The sequence below is a fragment of the Streptomyces sp. NPDC002790 genome, from assembly GCF_040295505.1.
Lineage (GTDB): Bacteria > Actinomycetota > Actinomycetes > Streptomycetales > Streptomycetaceae > Streptomyces.
Genome location: NZ_JBEOVM010000058.1, coordinates 22229 through 42041, shown reverse-complemented (window position 1 = coordinate 42041; position 19813 = coordinate 22229). Strand labels below are relative to the sequence as shown.

At 69.9% G+C, this 19813-nt stretch carries 15 protein-coding genes and 1 tRNA gene; 7 read left to right on the top strand and 9 right to left on the bottom strand.

The features are described 5' to 3' along the window. The first annotated feature begins 157 nt into the window (after positions 1–157). A complete protein-coding gene (locus ABT004_RS23525; RefSeq protein ID WP_351340198.1) occupies positions 158–1924 on the top strand; it encodes an ABC transporter ATP-binding protein in 1767 nt (588 codons plus the stop codon). Positions 1925–2091: 167 nt separating this feature from the next. On the opposite strand, the gene ABT004_RS23520 is transcribed toward ABT004_RS23525, so the two are convergent. From ABT004_RS23520 to ABT004_RS23510, 3 genes are read right to left on the bottom strand one after another with little or no spacing between them, the layout of a single operon-like run. Next, on the bottom strand, positions 2092–3168 hold the full coding sequence (locus tag ABT004_RS23520; RefSeq protein ID WP_451187836.1) for an acyltransferase family protein: 1077 nt from the start codon (positions 3166–3168) through the stop codon (positions 2092–2094). After that, positions 3165–5507, bottom strand: a complete 2343-nt coding sequence (locus ABT004_RS23515; protein WP_351340195.1) for a bifunctional polysaccharide deacetylase/glycosyltransferase family 2 protein — start codon at positions 5505–5507, stop codon at positions 3165–3167. The genes ABT004_RS23520 and ABT004_RS23515 overlap by 4 nt, the downstream gene beginning before the upstream one ends. Next, positions 5507–5878, bottom strand: coding sequence for a hypothetical protein (locus ABT004_RS23510; RefSeq protein ID WP_351340193.1), 372 nt, complete (start codon positions 5876–5878; stop codon positions 5507–5509). The genes ABT004_RS23515 and ABT004_RS23510 overlap by 1 nt, the downstream gene beginning before the upstream one ends. Before the next feature lie 188 nt (positions 5879–6066). Between ABT004_RS23510 and ABT004_RS23505 the strand changes: the two genes are divergently transcribed. Beyond that, the gene (locus tag ABT004_RS23505; protein WP_351340191.1) at positions 6067–7056 is read left to right on the top strand and encodes a chitinase; all 990 of its coding nucleotides are present in this window, start codon (positions 6067–6069) and stop codon (positions 7054–7056) included. A 335-nt stretch (positions 7057–7391) separates the two neighbouring features. Continuing rightward, entirely contained in the window at positions 7392–8033 is a 642-nt protein-coding gene (locus tag ABT004_RS23500; protein WP_351340189.1) for a LysE family translocator, read from the top strand. Between the two features lie 160 nt (positions 8034–8193). On the opposite strand, the gene ABT004_RS23495 is transcribed toward ABT004_RS23500, so the two are convergent. After that, positions 8194–8267 (bottom strand) — tRNA-Gly (locus tag ABT004_RS23495). A 512-nt stretch (positions 8268–8779) separates the two neighbouring features. On the opposite strand from ABT004_RS23495, the gene dcd reads away from it, so the two are divergent. Both dcd and ABT004_RS23485 read left to right on the top strand, forming a co-directional pair. Then, the gene (gene dcd, locus ABT004_RS23490; protein ID WP_351340187.1) at positions 8780–9355 is read left to right on the top strand and encodes a dCTP deaminase; all 576 of its coding nucleotides are present in this window, start codon (positions 8780–8782) and stop codon (positions 9353–9355) included. Positions 9356–9366: 11 nt separating this feature from the next. Next, positions 9367–9876, top strand: a complete 510-nt coding sequence (locus ABT004_RS23485; RefSeq protein WP_351340185.1) for a phosphoribosyltransferase — start codon at positions 9367–9369, stop codon at positions 9874–9876. Positions 9877–9928: 52 nt separating this feature from the next. On the opposite strand, the gene ABT004_RS23480 is transcribed toward ABT004_RS23485, so the two are convergent. From ABT004_RS23480 to ABT004_RS23460, 5 genes are all read right to left on the bottom strand, one after another. Then, positions 9929–10804: a Yip1 family protein gene (locus ABT004_RS23480; RefSeq protein WP_351340183.1), complete on the bottom strand. Its 876-nt coding sequence runs from the start codon at positions 10802–10804 to the stop codon at positions 9929–9931. Positions 10805–10911: 107 nt separating this feature from the next. Then, positions 10912–12393 carry an autotransporter outer membrane beta-barrel domain-containing protein gene (locus ABT004_RS23475; protein ID WP_351340181.1) on the bottom strand — a complete coding sequence of 494 codons (1482 nt, stop codon included), beginning with the start codon at positions 12391–12393 and terminating at the stop codon, positions 10912–10914. 395 nt (positions 12394–12788) lie between these two features. Then, complete coding sequence (locus tag ABT004_RS23470; RefSeq protein ID WP_351340178.1) at positions 12789–14027, bottom strand: FG-GAP repeat domain-containing protein; 1239 nt, start codon at positions 14025–14027, stop codon at positions 12789–12791. 97 nt (positions 14028–14124) lie between these two features. Beyond that, positions 14125–15519 (bottom strand): FG-GAP-like repeat-containing protein, encoded by a 1395-nt coding sequence (locus ABT004_RS23465; RefSeq protein WP_351340175.1) that lies wholly within the window; start codon positions 15517–15519, stop codon positions 14125–14127. 144 nt (positions 15520–15663) lie between these two features. Continuing rightward, positions 15664–17946 carry a (Fe-S)-binding protein gene (locus tag ABT004_RS23460; RefSeq protein ID WP_351340172.1) on the bottom strand — a complete coding sequence of 761 codons (2283 nt, stop codon included), beginning with the start codon at positions 17944–17946 and terminating at the stop codon, positions 15664–15666. Between the two features lie 208 nt (positions 17947–18154). Between ABT004_RS23460 and ABT004_RS23455 the strand changes: the two genes are divergently transcribed. Beyond that, entirely contained in the window at positions 18155–18571 is a 417-nt protein-coding gene (locus tag ABT004_RS23455) for an NAD-dependent epimerase/dehydratase family protein (protein WP_351340170.1), read from the top strand. After that, complete coding sequence (locus tag ABT004_RS23450; protein WP_351340200.1) at positions 18484–19614, top strand: glycosyltransferase family 4 protein; 1131 nt, start codon at positions 18484–18486, stop codon at positions 19612–19614. The genes ABT004_RS23455 and ABT004_RS23450 overlap by 88 nt, the downstream gene beginning before the upstream one ends. Positions 19615–19813 lie beyond the last annotated feature (199 nt).

The following is a 19813-nucleotide window of genomic DNA, read 5'->3' as shown; positions in this document are numbered from 1 at the left end:
CTGCCCACTACGGGCCCCCCCCCGGCGCCCGCCACGCGTCGTCCGGTCGGCGGCAAGCGCTCACCCGTCCCCCACCCCGCGTGGCGGGGCCGTCCCTTCCGGCGGCCCCGCCTCTGCTCTTCCCTGTCCGGTTCCTGCCCGGGAGTTGACCCTGTCCATGCGCGGCACACGTGACATCACGGAGGCGTTCCGGCGCTTCTGGCCACTGACCCGGGGTGACCGTGGGCGGCTCGTCGTGATCGTCGGCTGCGTGATCGTGGCGGCGCTCGCCGAGACCGCCGCGATCCTGCTGTTCGCGGAGATCACCGACCATGCGCTGCAGGCCGGGTCGCCGTCCGCGTTCTGGGGGCCCGCGCTCGCCTGGCTCGGCGCGGCCGCCGTCGGCGCGCTCGTCGGATACGCGGGCAATTCGCTCGCCGTATGGACCGCCGAGAGATTTGTCATGCGGCTGCGGGCGAAAGTTTTCTCACACCTCCAGGAATTGCCGCCGCATTTCTTCAGAAAACACCGACGGGGCGATCTCGTGTCCCGGCTCACCGGAGATGTGGAGGCCATCGAGCAGATGGTCGTGTCAGGCGTGGTCGGCACCGTGTCCGCCGTCTTCTCCGCTCTCTTCTACGGGGCGGCTGCCCTCTGGCTGCGCTGGGACCTGGCCCTGGTCACCTTCGTGCTGGCCCCGCTGTTCCTGCTGGCCGCCCGCCGCTTCTCCGGCCGCATCGGACGCGCGGCCCGCGACGAACGCGCCGCCGAGGGCGCGATCACCTCCGTCGTCGAGGAGTCCCTCGGCAACATCGAGCTCACCCAGGCCTACAACCGGCACCGCGCCGAGGAACAGCGCCTGGCCACCGAGGCCCGCAACTGGATGCGCGCGTCCGTGCGCGGGGCGCGGGCCACCGAGATGTACGAGCAGCTGGTCCAGGTCGTCGAGACGGTGTGCGTGCTTGCGGTGATCGGGCTCGGCGCGTGGGAGATCTCCCAACAGCGCCTCACCCTCGGCCAGTTGCTGGCCTTCGCCGCGTTCATCGGCTACCTGTATCCACCCGTCCGGGACCTCGGGCAGCTCGGACTCACGCTCACGGCGGCGACGGCGGGAGCGCGCCGCCTCGCGGAGATCCTGGACGCGCGCCCGGCGGTGTCGGACCCAGCGGTTCCCACGCCTCGGGGCTCCGCCCCGGACCCCGCGCCTCAAGCGCCGGCGGGGCTTGAATGTGCTCATCCAGGCCGCATCACCCTCGACCACGTCACCCATCAATACCCGGACACCGTCCAAGCCGCACTGCACGACGTGACAATGGCCGCCGAACCGGGCGAACTCGTCCTCGTCACCGGGCCCAGCGGCGCCGGCAAGTCCACGCTCACCCAGCTCCTCGTCCGGTTCTACGACCCGACCTCCGGAGTCGTCCGCCTGGACGGGGTTCCGCTGCCCGAACTGTCGCTCACGGACGTCCGCGACCGGATCACCCTGCTCCCGCAACGCACCCACGTCCTGCACGGCACCATCCGCGAGAACATCGCGGCGGGCCGCCCGGGTGCGAGCGACGCGGAGGTCGAGCGGGCGGCACGGGACGCCGACGCGCACGCCTTCATCACCGCGCTCCCCGACGGCTACGCCACGGAGATCGCCCCCGGCACGGCGGCGCTCTCCGGTGGCCAGCTCCAGCGCGTCGCCATCGCACGCGCCATGCTGAGGCCCTCCCCGGTCCTGGTCCTCGACGAGCCGACCACGGGCCTCGACGCGGAGTCGGCCCACCGCGTCGTGGAGCCGCTGCGCCACCTGATGCGGGACCGCACGACGATCCTGATCACCCACGACCTGACACTGGCCCCGTACGCGGACCGGGTGCTGTTCCTGGACGAGGGCCGGACCGCCCCCTTGGCACACCCGGAACTGCCGGGTAGGCCCGGGGGCTCGTGGCCCAGGTGAACCGGCCCCTTTCGGCGGTACGGCCACATCAAGCCCGTGCGGCGATTGAGCACATCCAGCCCCGTCGGCGCTCGAGGCGCGGGGCCCGGGGCGGAGCCCCATTCTTTCAGCCCCGCGGGCGTTTGAGGCGCGGGGTCCGGGGCGGAGCCCCGTGGCGTAGGAGACGCCTACGGCAGCAGCCGCGGCGCCCGCTTCGCCGCGACGTCCTCCACCCACCCCCACATCGGCACAGCGACAGCGATCAGCAGCCACCCGACGCCGAACAGAAACCACTGGCTCTCCAGCGGCAGCCACCTCTCGAACGCCGGCACGTTCCAGAACGTGTCAACGAGCGGCACCGCGAGGATCAGCGCGATCTCGTGCCAGAGGTAGATCGTGACGGCCCGCGCGTTGAACACGGTGACGACCCGGTCGAGCCGCCGGTACCGGGCGAGCCACGCGAAGTCGATCCGCCACAGCACCTTCGCGTAGAAGAGCAGCGTGACGAACCCGGCCGACCAGAAGGCCTGCGCGAGCGGCACATCGTCCAGGTCGTACGTCCCGTACTCGCCCTGGTGGGCGAACGCGTACCAGCCGCCGAACGCGAGCGCGGCCAGCGAGAACAGCACGACCGGCGTCGGCTTGCACCGCTCCAACAGCCCTTCCCGGTGCGCGAATCCGAGCAGCCAGCAGAAGACGAAGATGCAGAAATCGGTGACGCCCCCGGCGTCGTCGAAGAACGCGATCGGCACGAGCGAGGCCAGCAGGACAGGAACCGGCGCCCACCGGAACACCCGCAGCAGCAGCGGCGACAGCAGCACGAACCACAGGTAGCAGCGCAGGTACCAGAGGATCTCCCAGGCCTGCTCACCCCAGGCGTTGCCCGGCGGATCGCCGAGGGGGACGACCCAGTAGACGATCCGCCAGCCGGGCATCCAGCCATGGACCAGCATCGCCGCCACGACGACGGCGCCCCACGCCCAGAACGGCACGAGCAGCCGCCGCATCCGGCTGCGGATCACCGAGAGCGCGGGCCGTTGGAGCGAACGGGCCATCAGCGATCCGGCGAGCGCGAACATCACGCCCATGGAGGGGAACAGCAGACCCGCCCAGGCCCAGCCGAAGCAGTGGTACGTGACGACGCGGACCAGTGCGACCGCGCGCAGGGCGTCGAAGTACCGGTCCCGTACGGGAGTCGGGGCGCTCACGGGAGCCGGCGGCCCGCTCACCGCGCGCAGTTCCCGCGTCGGAGTGTCCTCGATCACCGGCCCGCTCCCGTACCGGCCGTCGGCGTCCCGACCTCGCCCGTGCGCTTCAGCTTCTGCCAGCGCAGTCGGCCACCCGTCAGGGCGGTGACGCAGGAGTGGATGAGGACGAGGTACATCATCTGCCGGTACGCGAACTGTTGCAGCGGCAGCATCAGGAGGTAGCGGTACTTCTCCTTGTCGAGCTTGAACGCATTGGCTGCGCAGGCCAGTTGGACGCCCAGCACCGCCAGCCACGCCAACAGTGACGCCTGGAAGTCGACGAAAATCATCGAGTAGACGGTGAACACGTCGATGAGCGGCGCGAAGACCGGCGTGAAGATCTGGAAGAGGACGACCAGCGGCATCCCGACTCGTCCGAAGCGTCCCGAAGGCCCCTTGTCCGTCAGGGACTTCCGGTGCTTCCACAGCGCCTGCATCGTGCCGTACGACCAGCGGTAGCGCTGCGACCAGAGCTGCTTGAACGAACCCGGCGCCTCCGTCCAGGCCCGCGCGTGCTCCTCGTACACGACGCGCCAACCCGCCCGGTGCATGGCGATGGTGATGTCGGTGTCCTCCGCGAGCGTGTCCTCGCTCATCCCGCCGGCGCCGAGCACCGCGTCCCGCCGGAACGCGCCGATGGCGCCCGGGATGGTGGGCATGCAGCGCAGTGTGTCGTACATGCGGCGGTCGAGGTTGAAGCCCATCACGTACTCGATGTGCTGCCAGGAGCCGATGAGCGTGTCCCGGTTGCCGACCTTGGCGTTGCCGGAGACGGCGCCCACCTCGGGGTCGGCGAAGGGCTGCACGAGCTTGGCGACGGTGTCCGGCTCGAAGACCGTGTCGCCGTCCATCATCACGACGATGTCGTAACAGGCATGGCGCACACCGTTGTTGAGGGCCGCGGGCTTGCCGCCGTTCTCCTGCCGGACGACGCGGACGTTCGGGTGGCCGAGGGACTCGACGATGTCCGCGGTGCCGTCCGAAGAGCCGTCGTCGACGACGATGACCTCGATCGGGTGGGTGCTGTCCATGAGCGAGTTCACCGTGTTCGCGATGCACTCCTTCTCGTTGTACGCGGGCACGATCACGCTCACCGGGCGGGTGACGGGCGGCCCCCAGGAGAAGGAGGGCTCGTTGCGCTGCCGGTAGTGGCGGCGGGCCACGACCAGCATCAGCAGGAACCGGGCCATGACGGCGACGCCGACGACGGCCAGGAATCCGGAGAGCACCGGCATCGTCCACTCGGCGATGGCGGTGGCCACGATGAGGGACTTGCCGACGTACAGCGTGGAGCCGGTCGCCTGGTGCATGGCGGACTGCTCGACGGCGGTGGAGGTGGGGTCGAGGTCCTGCTCGCGGGCGCCCGGCATCCCGTTCGGACCGCCACCCACGGCCTTGGCACCCCCTGCCTCGGCACCGGCGGCCTTGGCGTCGGCCTTCTCCTGGGCCTTCGCCCGCGCCTGCTGGTTCATGGCCTGGGCGCCGCTCACCGTGGTGAAGGTGTAGCCCTTGGCCTTCATCTTCTTGATGTACTGCGGCAGCGCCTTCAGCGTCTGGTCACGGTCGCCGCCCGCGTCGTGGAAGAGCACCGAGGCACCCTCGCCGGACTTGGGGGTGGCCGTCTTGACGATGCTCTTGACGCCCGGCTGCTTCCAGTCGTCGCTGTCGGTGTCGATGAACACGCTGGTGTAGCCCAGCTTGGCGACCTTCTTGTAGATCCCCACGCTGTAGTTGTCGATGGCGTCGGTCTCGGACGAGTACGGCGCACGGAACAGCGTCGTGGTGACGCCCGACGCGCCCGCGATCGCCAGTTGGGTCTGCTTCAGCTCACGCTTGAGACGTGCGTCGGACTGGTACGAGAGATCCACGTGCGAGAACGTGTGGATGCCGACCTCGTTGCCCTGGTCGACCGTCTGCTTCACCAGGCTCGGGTAGCGCGCGGCCATCGAGCCGACGAGGAAGAACGTGCCGGGCACGTCGTTCTCGTCGAGGATGTCGAGGACCTTGGACGTGTACTGGGCGTTCGGGCCGTCGTCGAAGGTGAGCACGATGGTCTTGTCGGGGACGGACTCGGACTGGACCTTCCCGTTGCGTGAGGTCCAGATCGGACCGGACTCCAGGGTGGACTCCGACACCTGGTCGTAGGCGGCGCCGTCGCGGACCCGCTTGTCGTTGAACACTTCGCCGCGTACGTAGCCGTCGAGCAGCAGCGCGCAGGTCAGCGCGAGCAGGAGGGTCAACGCCAGCAGGGTGCGCGGGCGTTGGAGCGCCGCGGCCCGGCCTCGCATGCGAGCGATCCGGCTCGGGTTGGCGTGCCGCCGGCTGCGTGCGGAGGGCGTCTTCGTCGTCGGGGACATCACTGGGCCGGGCCCCCTTGCCCGGCGCTGATGGAGGCGGAGGAGGACGGGGTCGCGGACGGGGCGTCCGGAACCGTGCCGTTCGGCGCCCCGAGCCGGGGCCCGGCGGGAGCCCGGTCGCCGTTGCCCGCGTCACCGAAGGGCAGCAGGTCCGAGGAGGTCAGCGGGATGCCGACGCCCATGAACGCGAGACACAGCAGCGTCACGTAGCCCGCGCAGCCGACGCACACGGCGATACCGAAGCGGCGCAGCAGCCGTGCTCTGCGGCCGGAGGAGTCGACGAACACGGGGCCGTCGACAGGAGTGCGGCGGGGTTTACGGCGACGACCGCGACCTGCGGAAGGGGTTTCGAGAACGACATCGGGGCGCATTCCGTGCAGCGTAGGAAGGCTTCTGTTGCCGGTGCTGAGCGTTTCTTGTCAGCTGTCCGTGAGATCGGGAGAAGACTGTCAGAGGCCTGGGCGACTGGGGGAGTATCGGTCGTTGTGCCTGGTCTTGTCTGTGCAATCCCTGGGTGGAGAAGGCCGGTTGGCACAGTTTCGGGTGCGAGGTTCTCCGTATGCCGATTCCGCTGAAGTCCGCCGCCGGAATGCTGGCCCTGGTCGTGCTCGGGTGCGCGGGCTGCGCCACGTCGTCCGACACCCGGTCCGCGACCCGGTCCGCGGCCCCCTCCGACACCGATTACGCCCCGTACGTCAGCGCCTCGACCGCCTACGCCACCGACTCGGCCGGCTCTCCCGACGCGTACAACCTCGCCTTCGTCGTCGCCAACGGCACGGGCTGCACGCCCAGTTGGGGCGGGCACTCGAAGATCGACGCTGCCGGGGTCACCTCCCGTATCAAGAAGCTCAGTTCCTCCGACGGCACGCTCCGCGTCTCCTTCGGTGGCGCCTCCGGCAGCGAGCTCGCCACGACCTGCGACACCGCGTCCGACCTGGCCGCCGCCTACGCCGAGGCGCTGGACGCGGCGGGCGGCGCCACGCACGCCGACTTCGACATCGAGGGCGACACCCTGAAGGACTCCGCCGCGAACACCCGGCGGGCCGAGGCGATCGCGCTGCTGCAGAAGCAGCGCGACGTGGACGTCACCTTCACACTGCCCGTGATGCCCTCCGGCCTGGACGACGACAGCGTCGACCTCCTCGAAGCCGCCAACAATCAGTCCGTCCAGGTCTCCACGGTCAACATCATGACCATGAACTACGGCGAGTCCTACCAGGGGGACATGAGCGACTACGCCCGCACCGCGGCCAAGGCCACCCACACACAGCTGGAAAAGGTCTTCGGCCTCTCCGACGAGAAGGCCTGGCGCGGCATGGCGCTCACCTCGATGCTCGGCGTGAACGACATCGACGGCGAGACGTTCACGCTCGCGGACGCGGCACAGCTGCGGACCTTCGCGGAGAAGAAGGGCATCGCGTGGGTCTCGACGTGGGCGACGTTCCGCGACGCGCCGTGCGAGTCGGGCACGGACACGGACGACGCGGCCACCAACTGCAGCGGGGTGCGGCAGAGCGAGGGCGCGTACGGGAGGGCACTGTCCGGCTGAGCCGTGCCGCCGGGCGGGCGAAATGCCTGATAGGCCGTCAATCGGATGGCGTGCCATAACGGGCGCAGCGGAGCTGGTGGAGACCCGGAAGCGGACGGAGGCTCACACGCCTGCGTCTGCTTGGCATGCTGTCGGCGGTACTCGGCCTGCTGGTCGGGTCGATGGCGCTGACGGCACCGCTCGCGGCCGGCCTGGATGAGATGGTGCGCGAGCGCTGAATCGGTCCAGACAACAAAGAACTCCCGGGTCGATGACCTGGGGGTTTCTGGTGGAGCGGGTGACGAGAATCGAACTCGCGCTCGGTTCAAGTCGGCGGAAAAATAGGGGGGTTGGGCATGTCCAGTGCTTCACTGTTGGGGTGGATGCTTGTCGCACTGCTGGGAGTGATGACTCCGGGGCTCGACACCATGCTCGTACTGCGGCACACGATGCTCGGCGGGCGTCGCGCCGGACTTACGGTGATCGCCGGGATCACGCTCGGCTGCCTGGCCTGGGGCACTGCCTCCATCGTCGGCCTGAGCGCACTGCTCACCGCATCGCAGCTCGCCTACAACGTGGTGCGTGTCCTGGGTGCCGCGTACCTCCTGTGGCTCGGCGGTTCGGCGTTGTGGAGGACGCTCCCGCGTAATCGATCCGCAGCGGCGGTGGGCGAGCAGGACGAAGCTCCGGCGACGACGGGAGCGCTGGCGGCGCTTCGGGCCGGCATGGTGACGAACCTTCTGAATCCGAAGGTTGGCGTGTTCTACATGAGTGTGCTGCCGCAGTTCATGCCACACGGCCCGTCCTCGGGTGCGTGGGGGTTCCTCCTGGTGGCCATTCACCTCACCGTGGGCGTCCTTTGGTATTCGCCGCTGGTGTGGGCGGCCTCGAAGGCTCGGCGACTTCTGTTGCGGCAGCGGGTGAAGCGGTGGCTGGACCGGATCTCCGCTGGTGTCCTGGTCGGCCTCGGCCTCAAGCTGGCGACAGAGGCACGCTGACTGGCTACCCGGTGCGTCGGTGAGCTTGAGACCGTCATGGGTTCGGATGGGGGCGCCATGCCGTCATGCTTCTGGCACGGATGTGGCACGCGACGACTGATCGGATGCGGACAGCAAAAAGGCCCCGGTCGGTGACCTGGGCCTTGGCTGCTTGAGCTGATGGAGCGGGTGACGAGAATCGAACTCGCGCTCTAAGCTTGGGAAGCTTATGTTCTACCATTAAACTACACCCGCGCGGTACGGCCGTTGAGGCGATCCGTACTGGCGACACTGTACCCCATGCCGGGCCCCGGGCGTCGAAGCCCCCGGGGCCCGGCTGCGTTGTGCGGGGCGGAAGTGACTGCGGGTAAGGGGAGTTGGGGCGTACGGTGGGGATTCCGGCCGAGGACGATTCGCCTCGGGGTGCCGCCTGGATTGGCGTCCCTTTCATCCCGTAATGTTGCCTTTCGTCGTCGGTCAGGAAACTGGCCCAATGGCTCCGTGGGGAAGGGACTCCGGGACTTGATGGACTCGATGGATCGCACCGTCGTCCGATGTGCCGAAGGGCACGTGTTCAGCACCGCTTCGTTCCCGATGCAGCAGGCGGACCGTCTCGGTCCAAGCCGGCTTATTCGGTGTCCGCGGTGCGCGCGACTTCGGCACGCCGTTCCTGTGGGACCGGACGAGCGGTAAGAGCAAGCACCAGCGACAGAGCGCGCGGGCCCGCCGATTGTGGTGGGCACGCGCGCTCTGCGTATCCTCGCTACGTGCTTCTCTCAGACAAGGACATCCGGGCCGAGATCGACTCCGGACGGGTCCGGATCGATCCCTACGACGAATCCATGGTTCAGCCGTCGAGCATCGATGTGCGGCTCGACCGCTACTTCCGGGTGTTCGAGAACCACAAGTACCCGCACATCGACCCGAGCGTCGAGCAGGCGGAGCTGACGCGGACGGTGGTGCCGGAGGGTGACGAGCCCTTCATCCTGCACCCCGGCGAGTTCGTGCTCGCGTCGACGTACGAGGTCATCTCCCTGCCCGAGGATCTCGCCTCGCGGCTCGAGGGCAAGAGCTCGCTCGGGCGGCTCGGCCTCGTCACGCACTCCACCGCCGGGTTCATCGACCCCGGGTTCAGTGGCCACGTGACGCTGGAGCTGTCGAACCTCGCGACGCTCCCGATCAAGCTGTGGCCGGGCATGAAGATCGGGCAGCTGTGCCTGTTCCGGCTGTCCTCACCCGCCGAGTTCCCGTACGGCAGCGAGCGCTACGGTTCGCGTTACCAGGGGCAGCGCGGGCCGACCGCCTCCCGTTCCTTCCTCAACTTCCATCGGACCCAGGTGTGAGCAGCAGCGACATGAGTGACGGCGTGAACCCCGAGCGCGAGAACCTTACGTACGAGAAGTTCGGGGTCGCGATGCGCGAGCTCGCGCAGACCGTCGCCGACGACGGGTACGAGCCCGACATCATCCTGAGCATCGCGCGCGGCGGCGTCTTCGTCGCCGGTGGGCTCGGGTACGCGTTGGATGTGAAGAACATCCACCTGGTGAACGTGGAGTTCTATACGGGGGTGGGGACCACGTTGGAGATGCCGGTCATGCTCGCGCCCGTGCCGAACGCGATCGACTTCAGCGACAAGAAGGTCCTGATCACCGACGACGTCGCGGACACCGGCAAGACGCTGAAGCTCGTCCACGACTTCTGCCTCGACACCGTGGCGGAGGTCCGCTCGGCCGTCGTCTATGAGAAGTCCCACTCGCTCGTGAAGTGCGAGTACGTGTGGAAGCGGACCGATGAGTGGATCAACTTCCCGTGGAGTGTCGAGCCGCCGGTCGTGAAGCGCGACGGGCAGGTTCTCGACGCCTGAGCCGCCGCACACGGAAAAGGGGCCCCTGGGGCCCCTTTTCGCGTTGCGCGTCCTAGAACGTGCCCAGTTTGATGATCGAGAGCAGTGCGATCAGCTGGATCGCCGAGGCGGCGAGCGCCTTCGGCCAGGGCAGGTCGTGGGACTTGGAGACCATCGTGGTCAGCAGGGCACCCGCCGCGATCCACGTCGCCCAGCCGATGAGCTGGACGAACATCGCGTCGCCGCCGAGGAACATGCCGAAGATCAGGCGCGGCGTGTCCGTGAGGGAGCCGATCAGCATGGACAGGCCGACCGTGGGCTGCCAGGCGCCGTCGCCGCCGAGCTGGCGGGCCAGGGTGTGGGTGACCACGCCGAGCACGAAGAAGCTGATCGTGATCGCGATGCCGGTCGTCAGGACGTACGGGATCGCCGAGGACATCGTGGCGTTGATGACGTCCTCGCGGGCGCCGTCGAAGCCGAAGATCGCCAGGAGCCCGTAGAGGAACGTGACGATCAGGGCCGGGCCCCACATCGCGTAGTCGCGCATCTGGAGATACGTGGCCGAGGGGCGCAGCACGATCCCGGACAGCAGCGGCTTCCAGTGCAGGCGGGGGCCGATCGGCCCGGCCGGGCCCGCCGCCGCGCCCGCCTGGTAGGTGGCGCCCTGGTTGTACGCGTACGGGGCCCCGTCGTCCGGGTTCACCGTGAACGCCTGGGTGTGACCGGGGTTGTTCGCCGCGTACGGGTCGTGGGCGCGGGGCGCGTTCGGGTCGCCGAAGTACTCCGGCTCACCGTGCCCGCGCTGTCCGGCGTGTCCACCGTTGGCCTGCGGCCACTGCTGCTGCTGTTGCTGTCCGTACCCGTGCTGCTGCTGAGGGGGTGCGTACGGAGGGGGCCCCTGGGGCGCTTCGCGGTTGTCCCGGCCGCGTCCGTTCCTGAATCCAGCCACGTACTCGAACGTACCTGGTTTCCGGGACCACGATGCCGGGCCCGGGGTTCGGGCCCGGCATTGCGGCTGAGCTGTGACATCCCCTAGGGGATGCCCGGGAGGGTGCGTCAGTCGGCGAAGTTGGCGCCGAGCAGCGGGGTGCCGGAGCCGGAGATGCCGAGGGTCGAGACGTAGGTGCCGGCGGAGCCGGACAGGGTGTCGTCGGCCTTGGAGGTCAGGGCGTAGACCGCGCCGTTGCCGCCGTTCTCGCCCAGGGCGCCCACGATCACGTCGCCGCGGCCGTCGTCGTTGAGGTCGTCGACGTGGACGTCGGAGCCGAAGTTGTCGTCCTTCTCATCGGAGTTGGGGACGCCCGGGGTGTTCTGGCTGTAGAGCTTGGCGCCCGCGCCGGTGATGCCGGAGCCGTCGGCCTTGCCGTACAGGACGGTGATGGCACCCGCGTCCGCGACCCCGGCGAGGTTCTCGCCGACGGAGCCGACGACGAGGTCGAGGTGGCCGTCGCCGTTGATGTCGCCGAGGTCGAGCTCGCCGCCGAAGTCGTCGCCGGTCTCACCGCCGCCGGGGACGCCGGAGGTGTCCTGGTCGATGGTCTGGACGGTGGAGGCGACCGGGCCGCTCGCGGAGCCGTGGGCGATCTTGACGGCGCCGCCCAGTTGGGCGCCGGGGACGCCGGAGTCGGTGTCACACTCCAGGCCGATGACGACATCGCCGTAGCCGTCACTGTCGACGTCGCCGATGTCTGTGATCACGCCGGCGGGCAGCTTGACCGCGGCGGACGGCTGGAGGCCGCTGGTCGACCCGGGCAGGTAGTAGTTGGCGTTCCAGCCCATGTCGGAGTCGGCTTCGAAGCCGTTGACGAGCAGGTCGTCGATGTTGTCGCCGTTGACGTCGCCGGAGTGCAGGTTGTGGATGCCGACGCCGGCGGTGCCGCTCTGCACGGGGGCCGTCGTGGTGCGCCAGGTCTCGTCGACGCTCACCGAACCGATGGCGATGGTGGCCGAGTTGGGTGTGGCGATGGCGATCTGGTCCGTGCCGACGTCGCCGAAGTCGCCGGCCGCGAGGCGGGCGCCGAAGGCGTCGTGCTTCGAGGCGCGCGGGTCGGTGAGCGTCTTGCCGGTCTTGCCGCCGTTCAGGCCGTTCGCGGAGCCCCACAGGATGGCCGCGGTGCCGCCGTCCTTGTCGGTGCCGACGTCCTCGCCGGGGGTGCCGACGACCAGGTCGTCGTAGCCGTCGCTGTTGAAGTCGCCGTAGGCGGTGGCGGAGCCGAAGCCGTCGTTGGCCTCGGCCGCACCGGGCACGCCGGTGGAGTTCTGGCTGATGGTGGTGTGCTTGCCGCCGCCGTACAGGACGCTGACCTGTCCGGCACCGGCGTGGCCGGCCACGTAGGCGAGCGGTGCGGAGGTGGCGACGTCGGCCAGACCGTCGCCGTTGAAGTCGGCGTCGGAGGCGGCGACGCCGGGCGTGGCCGCGGTCGCGGTGCCCGCCGTGGCGACGAAGAGCCCGCCGGTCAGGGCGGCGGCCGTGGCGGTGGCCATGGCGAGGCGGAGGCCGGCCTTGGACGGGGCGGGGGTACGTCTGTGCTTGGCCATTCGGTTGGCTCCTGCGAGAAGGGGACGGCTGGGGGTCGTCCCGTCAACGGGGTGCCGTTTCACTGGCGTTCGGCCGGAGTTGTGTCCGGCGTTGGCCTGCGGTCGGCTAACAGGAGACTGTTCATGGGGCGGGAGGGTTGTACGTGGTGGCGGGGCTATTCGTCTGCCCCACCCCGCCCCTTCCCGAAAGTCCTGCCGGACGGGCCTGCTCAATCGCCGCAGGGGCTTGAAAGATCTGCTCAAGCGCCGCAGGGGCTGAAAGGTCTGCTCAAGCGGCGCAGGGGCTTGAGAGGCCTGCTCAAGCGGCGCAGGGCTTGGAAGATCTGCTCAAGCGGCGCAGGGGCTTGAGAGGTCTGCTCAAGCGGCGCAGGGGCTCCATATGGAGCCTCGTGGTGTCAGGGGGTGAACAGGGTTGTGGAGAAGGGGGGTTGAGGGGTGGTTCGGCCTGCGGAGAGGATCGTTACCTTGTCCGTGGTGGCGGCGGTGTGTTGCAGGGCGAGGTCGTCGCGGCCGTCCCCGTCGTAGTCCGCGACCGCGATCACGTGGCCCTTCGCCGGGGCCCGCCGGGGCTTGCCCGTGCCGATGACGAGGTGCACGCGGTCCGAGGCGTCCGACACGGCCAGGTCCATGCGGCCGTCGCCGTTCAGGTCCGCCGCGGCGAGGCGGTCCCCGGTGACCCGGACGGTGCGGGTGGCCGTGCCCCCGGGCGCGTACAGCTTGAGGCCGTCCTTGGTGAGGACCGCCGCCCCGGAGCGGCCGAGGGCGGCATCCGTGCCCGCCGGGTACGTGGCGCCCTTCGTGAAGCCGTCCGGGCCGCCGAGGGCGACGGCGGAGCGTGCCGTGCCCGCGTGGGCGCGGACCATGACGTCGTCGGCGCCGTCGCCGTTCAGGTCGGCGGCGGGGCCCGTCGGAACGTTTCCGCCAGGCTGCGCGATGCCGGTGGCGCCGCGCGGGGCGCCCGCGCGCGTGAACGGGCCCGGCAGCACGCTGAGCCGCCCCCCGCTCGCGTGCACCACCAGGTCGTTCCTGCCGTCGCCGTCGAAGTCCCCGCAGACCGGCTGGTCGGGCCATTCGTTGCCGAACCTGGCCCGCGCGGGGATCCTCAGCGTGACGCCCTTGCCGGAGATCCCGGTGGGCGAGCCGAAGAGGATCTGGAGCGGGACCGGCGGCATGCCCTGGCCGTCGTACGGCGGGTCCGTCGACACCACGAGGTCGGCGTAGCCGTCCCGGTCGAGGTCGCAGCTCGCCTCCGACGCGAACGTCGCCGGGGCCCGCCCCTTGGTCCGTGCCGCGTACTTCGCCGGGGTCAGCAACTGCCGGGTCCCGTCGACGAGTCCGTGGCCCTTCCTGCCGTAGACGATGCCGATGCCGGGGTCGTCGCCGAGCCCGTCGTGGGCGAGGTCGTCGAGGACGAGGTCGGGGGCGCCGTCCCCGTTGAAGTCGCTCGGGAGCTTGCTGCCCTTGCCGCGCGGGACCGGCAACGGCGCGCTCCGCTGCTGCTTTCCCGCGACGGTCACGGGCCGGTGGGCACCGCCCCCGTCGCCGCCGTCACCGCTGCCGCACGCCGTGAGCGCGGCGGCGAGCAGCACCGCGCACAGGACGACCCCGCCGCTTCTTCGTATGTGACCCGGCATCAACAACGCCCCCATCGACATGTCCCCATCGACAACGCCCCCGCCCGTCCCATGAGTTGACTACAGCCACATGATGGCAGGGGCGGGGACGGGGCCGTCAGCGCAGGGACGTACCGAACGAGATGCCCGCGCCGGGGAGGCCGAAGTCCGAGCCGTTGAACGAGGTCGCGCCGCTCGTCGTCGGGTACGGCGACGAGCCCCGCAGCACCGTGACGGCGCCCGCGTCGGCCGCCGAGCCGATGTCCTCGCCGGACGCGGCGACGGACAGGTCCGCGCGGCCGTCCCCGCTGATGTCCTTGAGGCGGACCGTGGACCCGAAGCGGTCACCGGTCTCGGCGACGCCCGGCACCCCGCTGGTCTCCTGGTGGTACGAACGGCCCCCGGCTACACCGGAGGAGCCGCCCTTGAGGACGACGGCCGAGCCCGTGCCCCGCACACCGTCGACGGTCTCGCCGGGCGCACCGACCGCGACCTCGTCGCAGCCGTCGCCGTCCGCGTCACCGACCGCCACGGACGCGCCGAACCGGTCCTCGGCCTCCGTCGCTCCCGGCACCCCTTCGCTGTCCTGGGTGACCTTGTCCATGCCCTCCATCTCGTCGGTGAAGATGGTGGATCCGCCGGAGAACACCCACACCGAGTTCTCGTCGGCCTGGCCGGTGACAAGGTCCGGGTAGCCGTCGCAGTTCACGTCGCCGGTGGCGGCGGCCTCGGTGGTGGAGCCGGCGAACTGACCGTCGATCCGCCCGGAGTGGTAGCCGATGTCGCCGGGCCCGCCGTCGACCCACCCCGTGTAGGGGCTGCCGTCGGCGTGCTTTCCGTAGAGGACGTACGTGTATGTCCTGCCTGCGCCCGTGCCGTGGAACTGGTCGGCGGTGAGGCCTTCGAGGGTCACGTCGGCCGGTACGAACTCGACCTCCGGCGCGTAGGCGTCCTCGGGCTTGTTGGAGTCGGAGTACCACCAGTACTTCTTGGCGCTGACGACGGCGAGCTGCGCGTGGTCGTCCCCGTCGAGGTCGACGAAGACGGCGCCCTCGCCGAAGCGTTCGTCGTCGGCGGAGGGCGCGTGGTAGACGGTGGCGCCCTCGGTGAAGCCGTTCGCGCCGCCCCACACCACGTTCAGCGAGCCGCTCGCCCAGTCGGTGACCTGTTCGCCGGGGGCGCCGACGATCAGGTCGGCGTAGCCGTCGTCGTTGACGTCACCGCTGGTGACGTTCTCCCCGAACTCGTCCTCCTTTTCGGTGGCTCCGGGCACACCGGCGGTCTCCTGCGTGATCGTCACGGCCTTGCCGGTGCCCACGCCGGACGAGGAACCGAACGTCACCGTCACGGCGTTGGCTTTGGGCGTGCCGATGACGAGGTCGCGGTAGCCGTCGCCGTTGAAGTCGTCCTTGAGCGTGCTCGCCGCGGTCGCGGTCCCCGCGAGGGGCAGGGTGAGGCCGCCCGCGACGAGGGCGGCCACGCCCGTGGCGACGGCGATTCTTCTGATCTGCACAGTCAACTCCAGTGAGAGCGTGGGGGTGGGCTCCCTGGTGTGACCCGTGAGGTGCACGTGATGGTTGTACGGATCCCCCAAAACCACAAAAGCGGGCGCCCCGTTCCAGGAACGGGGCGCCCGCCGGGACGTACTGCGACCGGTCTACTTCACCGGCTCGGGCTCCGGCGCGTCCTCGGTCTCCGCCTCGCCGGCCGGGTCGACCGGTGTCCTGACGGAGTCGAGCAGCAGTTGGGCCACGTCGACGACCGTGACGGACTCCTTGGCCTTGCCGTCGTTCTTCTTGCCGTTGACCGAGTCGGTCAGCATGACGAGGCAGAACGGGCAGGCGGTGGAGACGATGTCCGGGTTCAGCGAAAGCGCCTCGTCGACACGCTCGTTGTTGATGCGCTTGCCGATCCGCTCCTCCATCCACATCCGCGCACCACCGGCGCCGCAGCAGAAGCCGCGTTCCTTGTGGCGGTGCATCTCTTCGTTGCGGATGCCGGGGACGCTGGCGATGATCTCGCGCGGCGGGGAGTAGATCTTGTTGTGACGGCCCAGGTAGCACGGGTCGTGGTAGGTGATGATGCCCTCGACCGGCGTGACCGGGGTCAGCTTGCCCTCGTCGACCAGGTGCTGGAGCAGCTGCGTGTGGTGGATTACCTCGTAATCCCCACCGATCTGCGGGTACTCCTTGCCGATCGTGTTCAGGCAGTGCGGGCAGGTCGCGACGATCTTCTTGGCGGTCCGGGGCTTCTTGGACTCCTCGGTGACCTTGCCGTCCTCGTCGTACTCCTCGCCGAAGGCCATGTTCAGCGACATGACGTTCTCCTGGCCGAGCTGCTGGAACAGCGGCTCGTTGCCGAGGCGGCGGGCGGAGTCACCGGTGCACTTCTCGTCGCCGCCCATGATTGCGAACTTGACGCCCGCGATGTTGAGCAGCTCGGCGAAGGCCTTGGTGGTCTTCTTCGCCCGGTCCTCCAGGGCGCCGGCGCAGCCGACCCAGTAGAGGTACTCGACCTCGGTGAGGTCCTCGATGTCCTTGCCGACGACCGGCACCTCGAAGTCGAGCTCCTTGAGCCACTCCAGGCGCTGTTTCTTCGCCAGGCCCCAGGGGTTGCCCTTCTTCTCCAGGTTCTTGAGCATCGTGCCCGCCTCGGACGGGAACGCGGACTCGATCATCACCTGGTAGCGGCGCATGTCGACGATGTGGTCGACGTGCTCGATGTCGACCGGGCACTGCTCGACGCAGGCGCCGCACGTGGTGCAGGACCACAGCACGTCCGGGTCGATGACGCCGTTCTCCTCGGCGGTACCGATCAGCGGGCGCTCGGCCTCCGCGAGGGCGGCGGCGGGGACGTCCTTCAGCTGCTCCTCGGTCGCCTGCTCGTTGCCCTCCATGTCCTTGCCGCCACCGGCGAGCAGGTACGGGGCCTTGGCGTGCGCGTGGTCGCGCAGCGACATGATGAGCAGCTTCGGGGAGAGCGGCTTGCCGGTGTTCCACGCGGGGCACTGCGACTGGCAACGCCCGCACTCGGTGCAGGTGGAGAAGTCCAGCAGGCCCTTCCAGGAGAAGTGCTCGACCTGGGAGACGCCGTAGACGTCGTCCTCGCCCGGGTCCTCGAAGTCGATCGGCTCGCCCTTGGAGGTCATCGGCTGGAGCCCGCCGAGCGCGACACCGCCGTCGGCCTCGCGCTTGAACCAGATGTTCGGGAAGGCGAGGAAGCGGTGCCAGGCGACACCCATGTCGGTCTTCAGGGCGACCGTGATCATCCAGATGAACGAGGTCGCGATCTTCACACCGGCGAACAGGTACGTGAGGTTCTGGAGCGTGGAGAGGTCCAGGCCCGAGAGCCAGTCGACGACCGGGTACGAGATGAAGAACGAGGCCTCGTAGCCGTCGACGTGGTGCTGGGCACCCTCGAGGGCGTGCAGCATGAAGATGCAGACGCCGACGATGAGGATGACGGCCTCGACGAAGTACGCCTGGCCGAAGTTGGAGCCCGCGAACCGGGACTTGCGGCCCGGCCTGCGCGGGTGGCTCAGCTGGCGGATCGCGATCAGTACGGCGATGCCGAGGATCGTCAGGGTGCCGATGAGCTCCACGAACATGTTGTACGGGGCCCACTCGCCGATGATCGGCAGCAGCCAGTCGGCCTCGAACAGCTGGCCGATGGCATTGACGATCGTCAGCAGCAGCGAGAAGAAGCCCACCGCCACGAACCAGTGCGCGACACCGACGACGCCCCACTTGTTCATGCGGGTGTGGCCGAGGAACTCCTTGGCCACGGTGACGGTGCGCTGCACGGGTTCGTCGGTACGCGTCCCCGCGGGGACGTTCTGGCCGAGCCGCACGTAGCGGTAGATCTGCGCGATGGCTCGGGCGAACAGAGCCACGCCGACGACGATCAGGGCCAGCGACACGATGATCGCGGCGAGTTGCATTTGGGGGCTCCTCGGGCCTGCGTTACTAAGCGGTAACTTAGGTTGTCCGTCTGAGACTACCCACTTACCTGTGCGCAATGTAGTCGCCAGGCTGGTGATCTGTGTCGCGCAGGTCCCACTGCGTGGATCACTGCGGGGGTTATTGCGGGCTCCAAGGCGGATCGTGTTATTCACCCCATATTTGGACATAGCGGAATAACTTATGGGGATGACCGCACCTTTGACATACATGGTCACCGGTGGCGCGGGCCTCGTCGGCTCGCGCCTCACCGACGCGCTGCTCGCTCAGGGACACACCGTCGTCGTCCTCGACGACCTGTCCACGGGTGGCCGCGCCAACCTCGCCGCCGCCTGGCCCAGCCCCCGGCTCCGCTTCGTGCGCGGCTCGGCCCTCGACGCCCGGCTCGTCGCCGAACTGGCGGGCCGCTGCGACGCGGTGGTCCATCTGGCAGCGGTGGGCGCGGGCCCCGTCGCCGAGGCCGCTCACCGGCTCGGCCGTCGGCTGTTGATCGTCTCCGATGAGGACGGGTACGGGGACTGGGGCGGGGATGTGGGCGACACGGTCGACGCGCTGCTGCGGCTGCTCGCCGAGCCCGCCGCGCAGCCCGCCGCGGCCGGGGTCTGACCATGAGGATCGCCGTCGTGCACGGGTTCGGCGCTCCGGGCGGCGAGGACGAGGCCGTCCTCGACCAGGTCGCCGCGCTCACCCGCGCCGGGCACGAGGTGCGCCTCGTGGCGGTGGACGGGCGAGGTCGCGGCCCGCTCGCCACCCTGCGCGCGTTCGGCCCGGACGTCGTGCACGTCCACAACCTGTACCCGGCCTTCGGCCGCGCCTGGGTCACCGAGTGGACGGGCCCGGTGGTCGCCACCCTGCGGCACGGCCCCCACCGCGGCTCCCGGTTCGCCGCGTTGCAGTTCCCGTGGGCGGCGCGTGGTGGGCTGCGGCAGGACCCGCTGCTGCGGCGGGCCGACCGCCTCGTGGTCCTCTCGGAGGCGAGCCGGGACGCGTGCGCGCGCGCCGGGCTGCCCCGGGAACGCCTCGACGTGGTGCCCGACTTCGTGCCCACGGTCGCGGAACCGGAGGCCCGGGCGGAGGCGGAGGTGGAGGCGGAGGCGGAGACGGAGGCGGAGGCGGAGGCGGAGGTGGAGGTTGAGGCGGGTGCCGCCTGGGTGTGCGTCGGCCCGCTTGCGCCGGACCGGGGCGTGCTGGAACTCCTCCGCCGCTGGCCCGCGGCTGAGCGCCTCGACATGGTCGGGTCCGGGCCGCTGGAGGGGCGGTGCCGGGCGGCGGCGCCCGCGTCGGTGCGGATGTGCGGGGCCGTGGGGCGGGGGGAGCTCAGGCGGGCGCTGCCGGCGTACCGGGGGATCGTGCTGCCGGGGCGGTGGGCGCGCAGGGCGGTGCCGCTCGTGTACGCGGAGGCGCTCGCGGCGGGGCTGCCGGTGCTGGCCTTCGAGGGGGCCGGGGCGTCGGCGGTGCCGCGTGCCGTACGGTCCGAGGGCACGGGTACGGTCACCACCCTGGACGCGCACCTGCCCGACGCACTCGATGTGGCCGCCAAGATCTTCCCGACGCTGCGGGAGCACTGCCGCGCGGTGTACGCGAAGCGGTACGGGGAAGCCGTGTGGACCGAGCGCACGGAGCGCCTGTACGCCGGTCTGTCGGCGTAGGCCGCGAGTCGCGCACGCCGACGTGCGGTGCGACCATGCCGCTGGACGGGCACCGGCCGCTGGGCGGACACGTTTCCCGCCCGCCTCCCACCGCCCGCCCCCTCCGGGGGCTCCGGTCGGCCCTCTGCTCGGCCGGGGACGGTCGGCGTCGCCGCGCCGTCGCGCGCCGATGGCACTCGTAAAGCACCAGGTCAGAGCC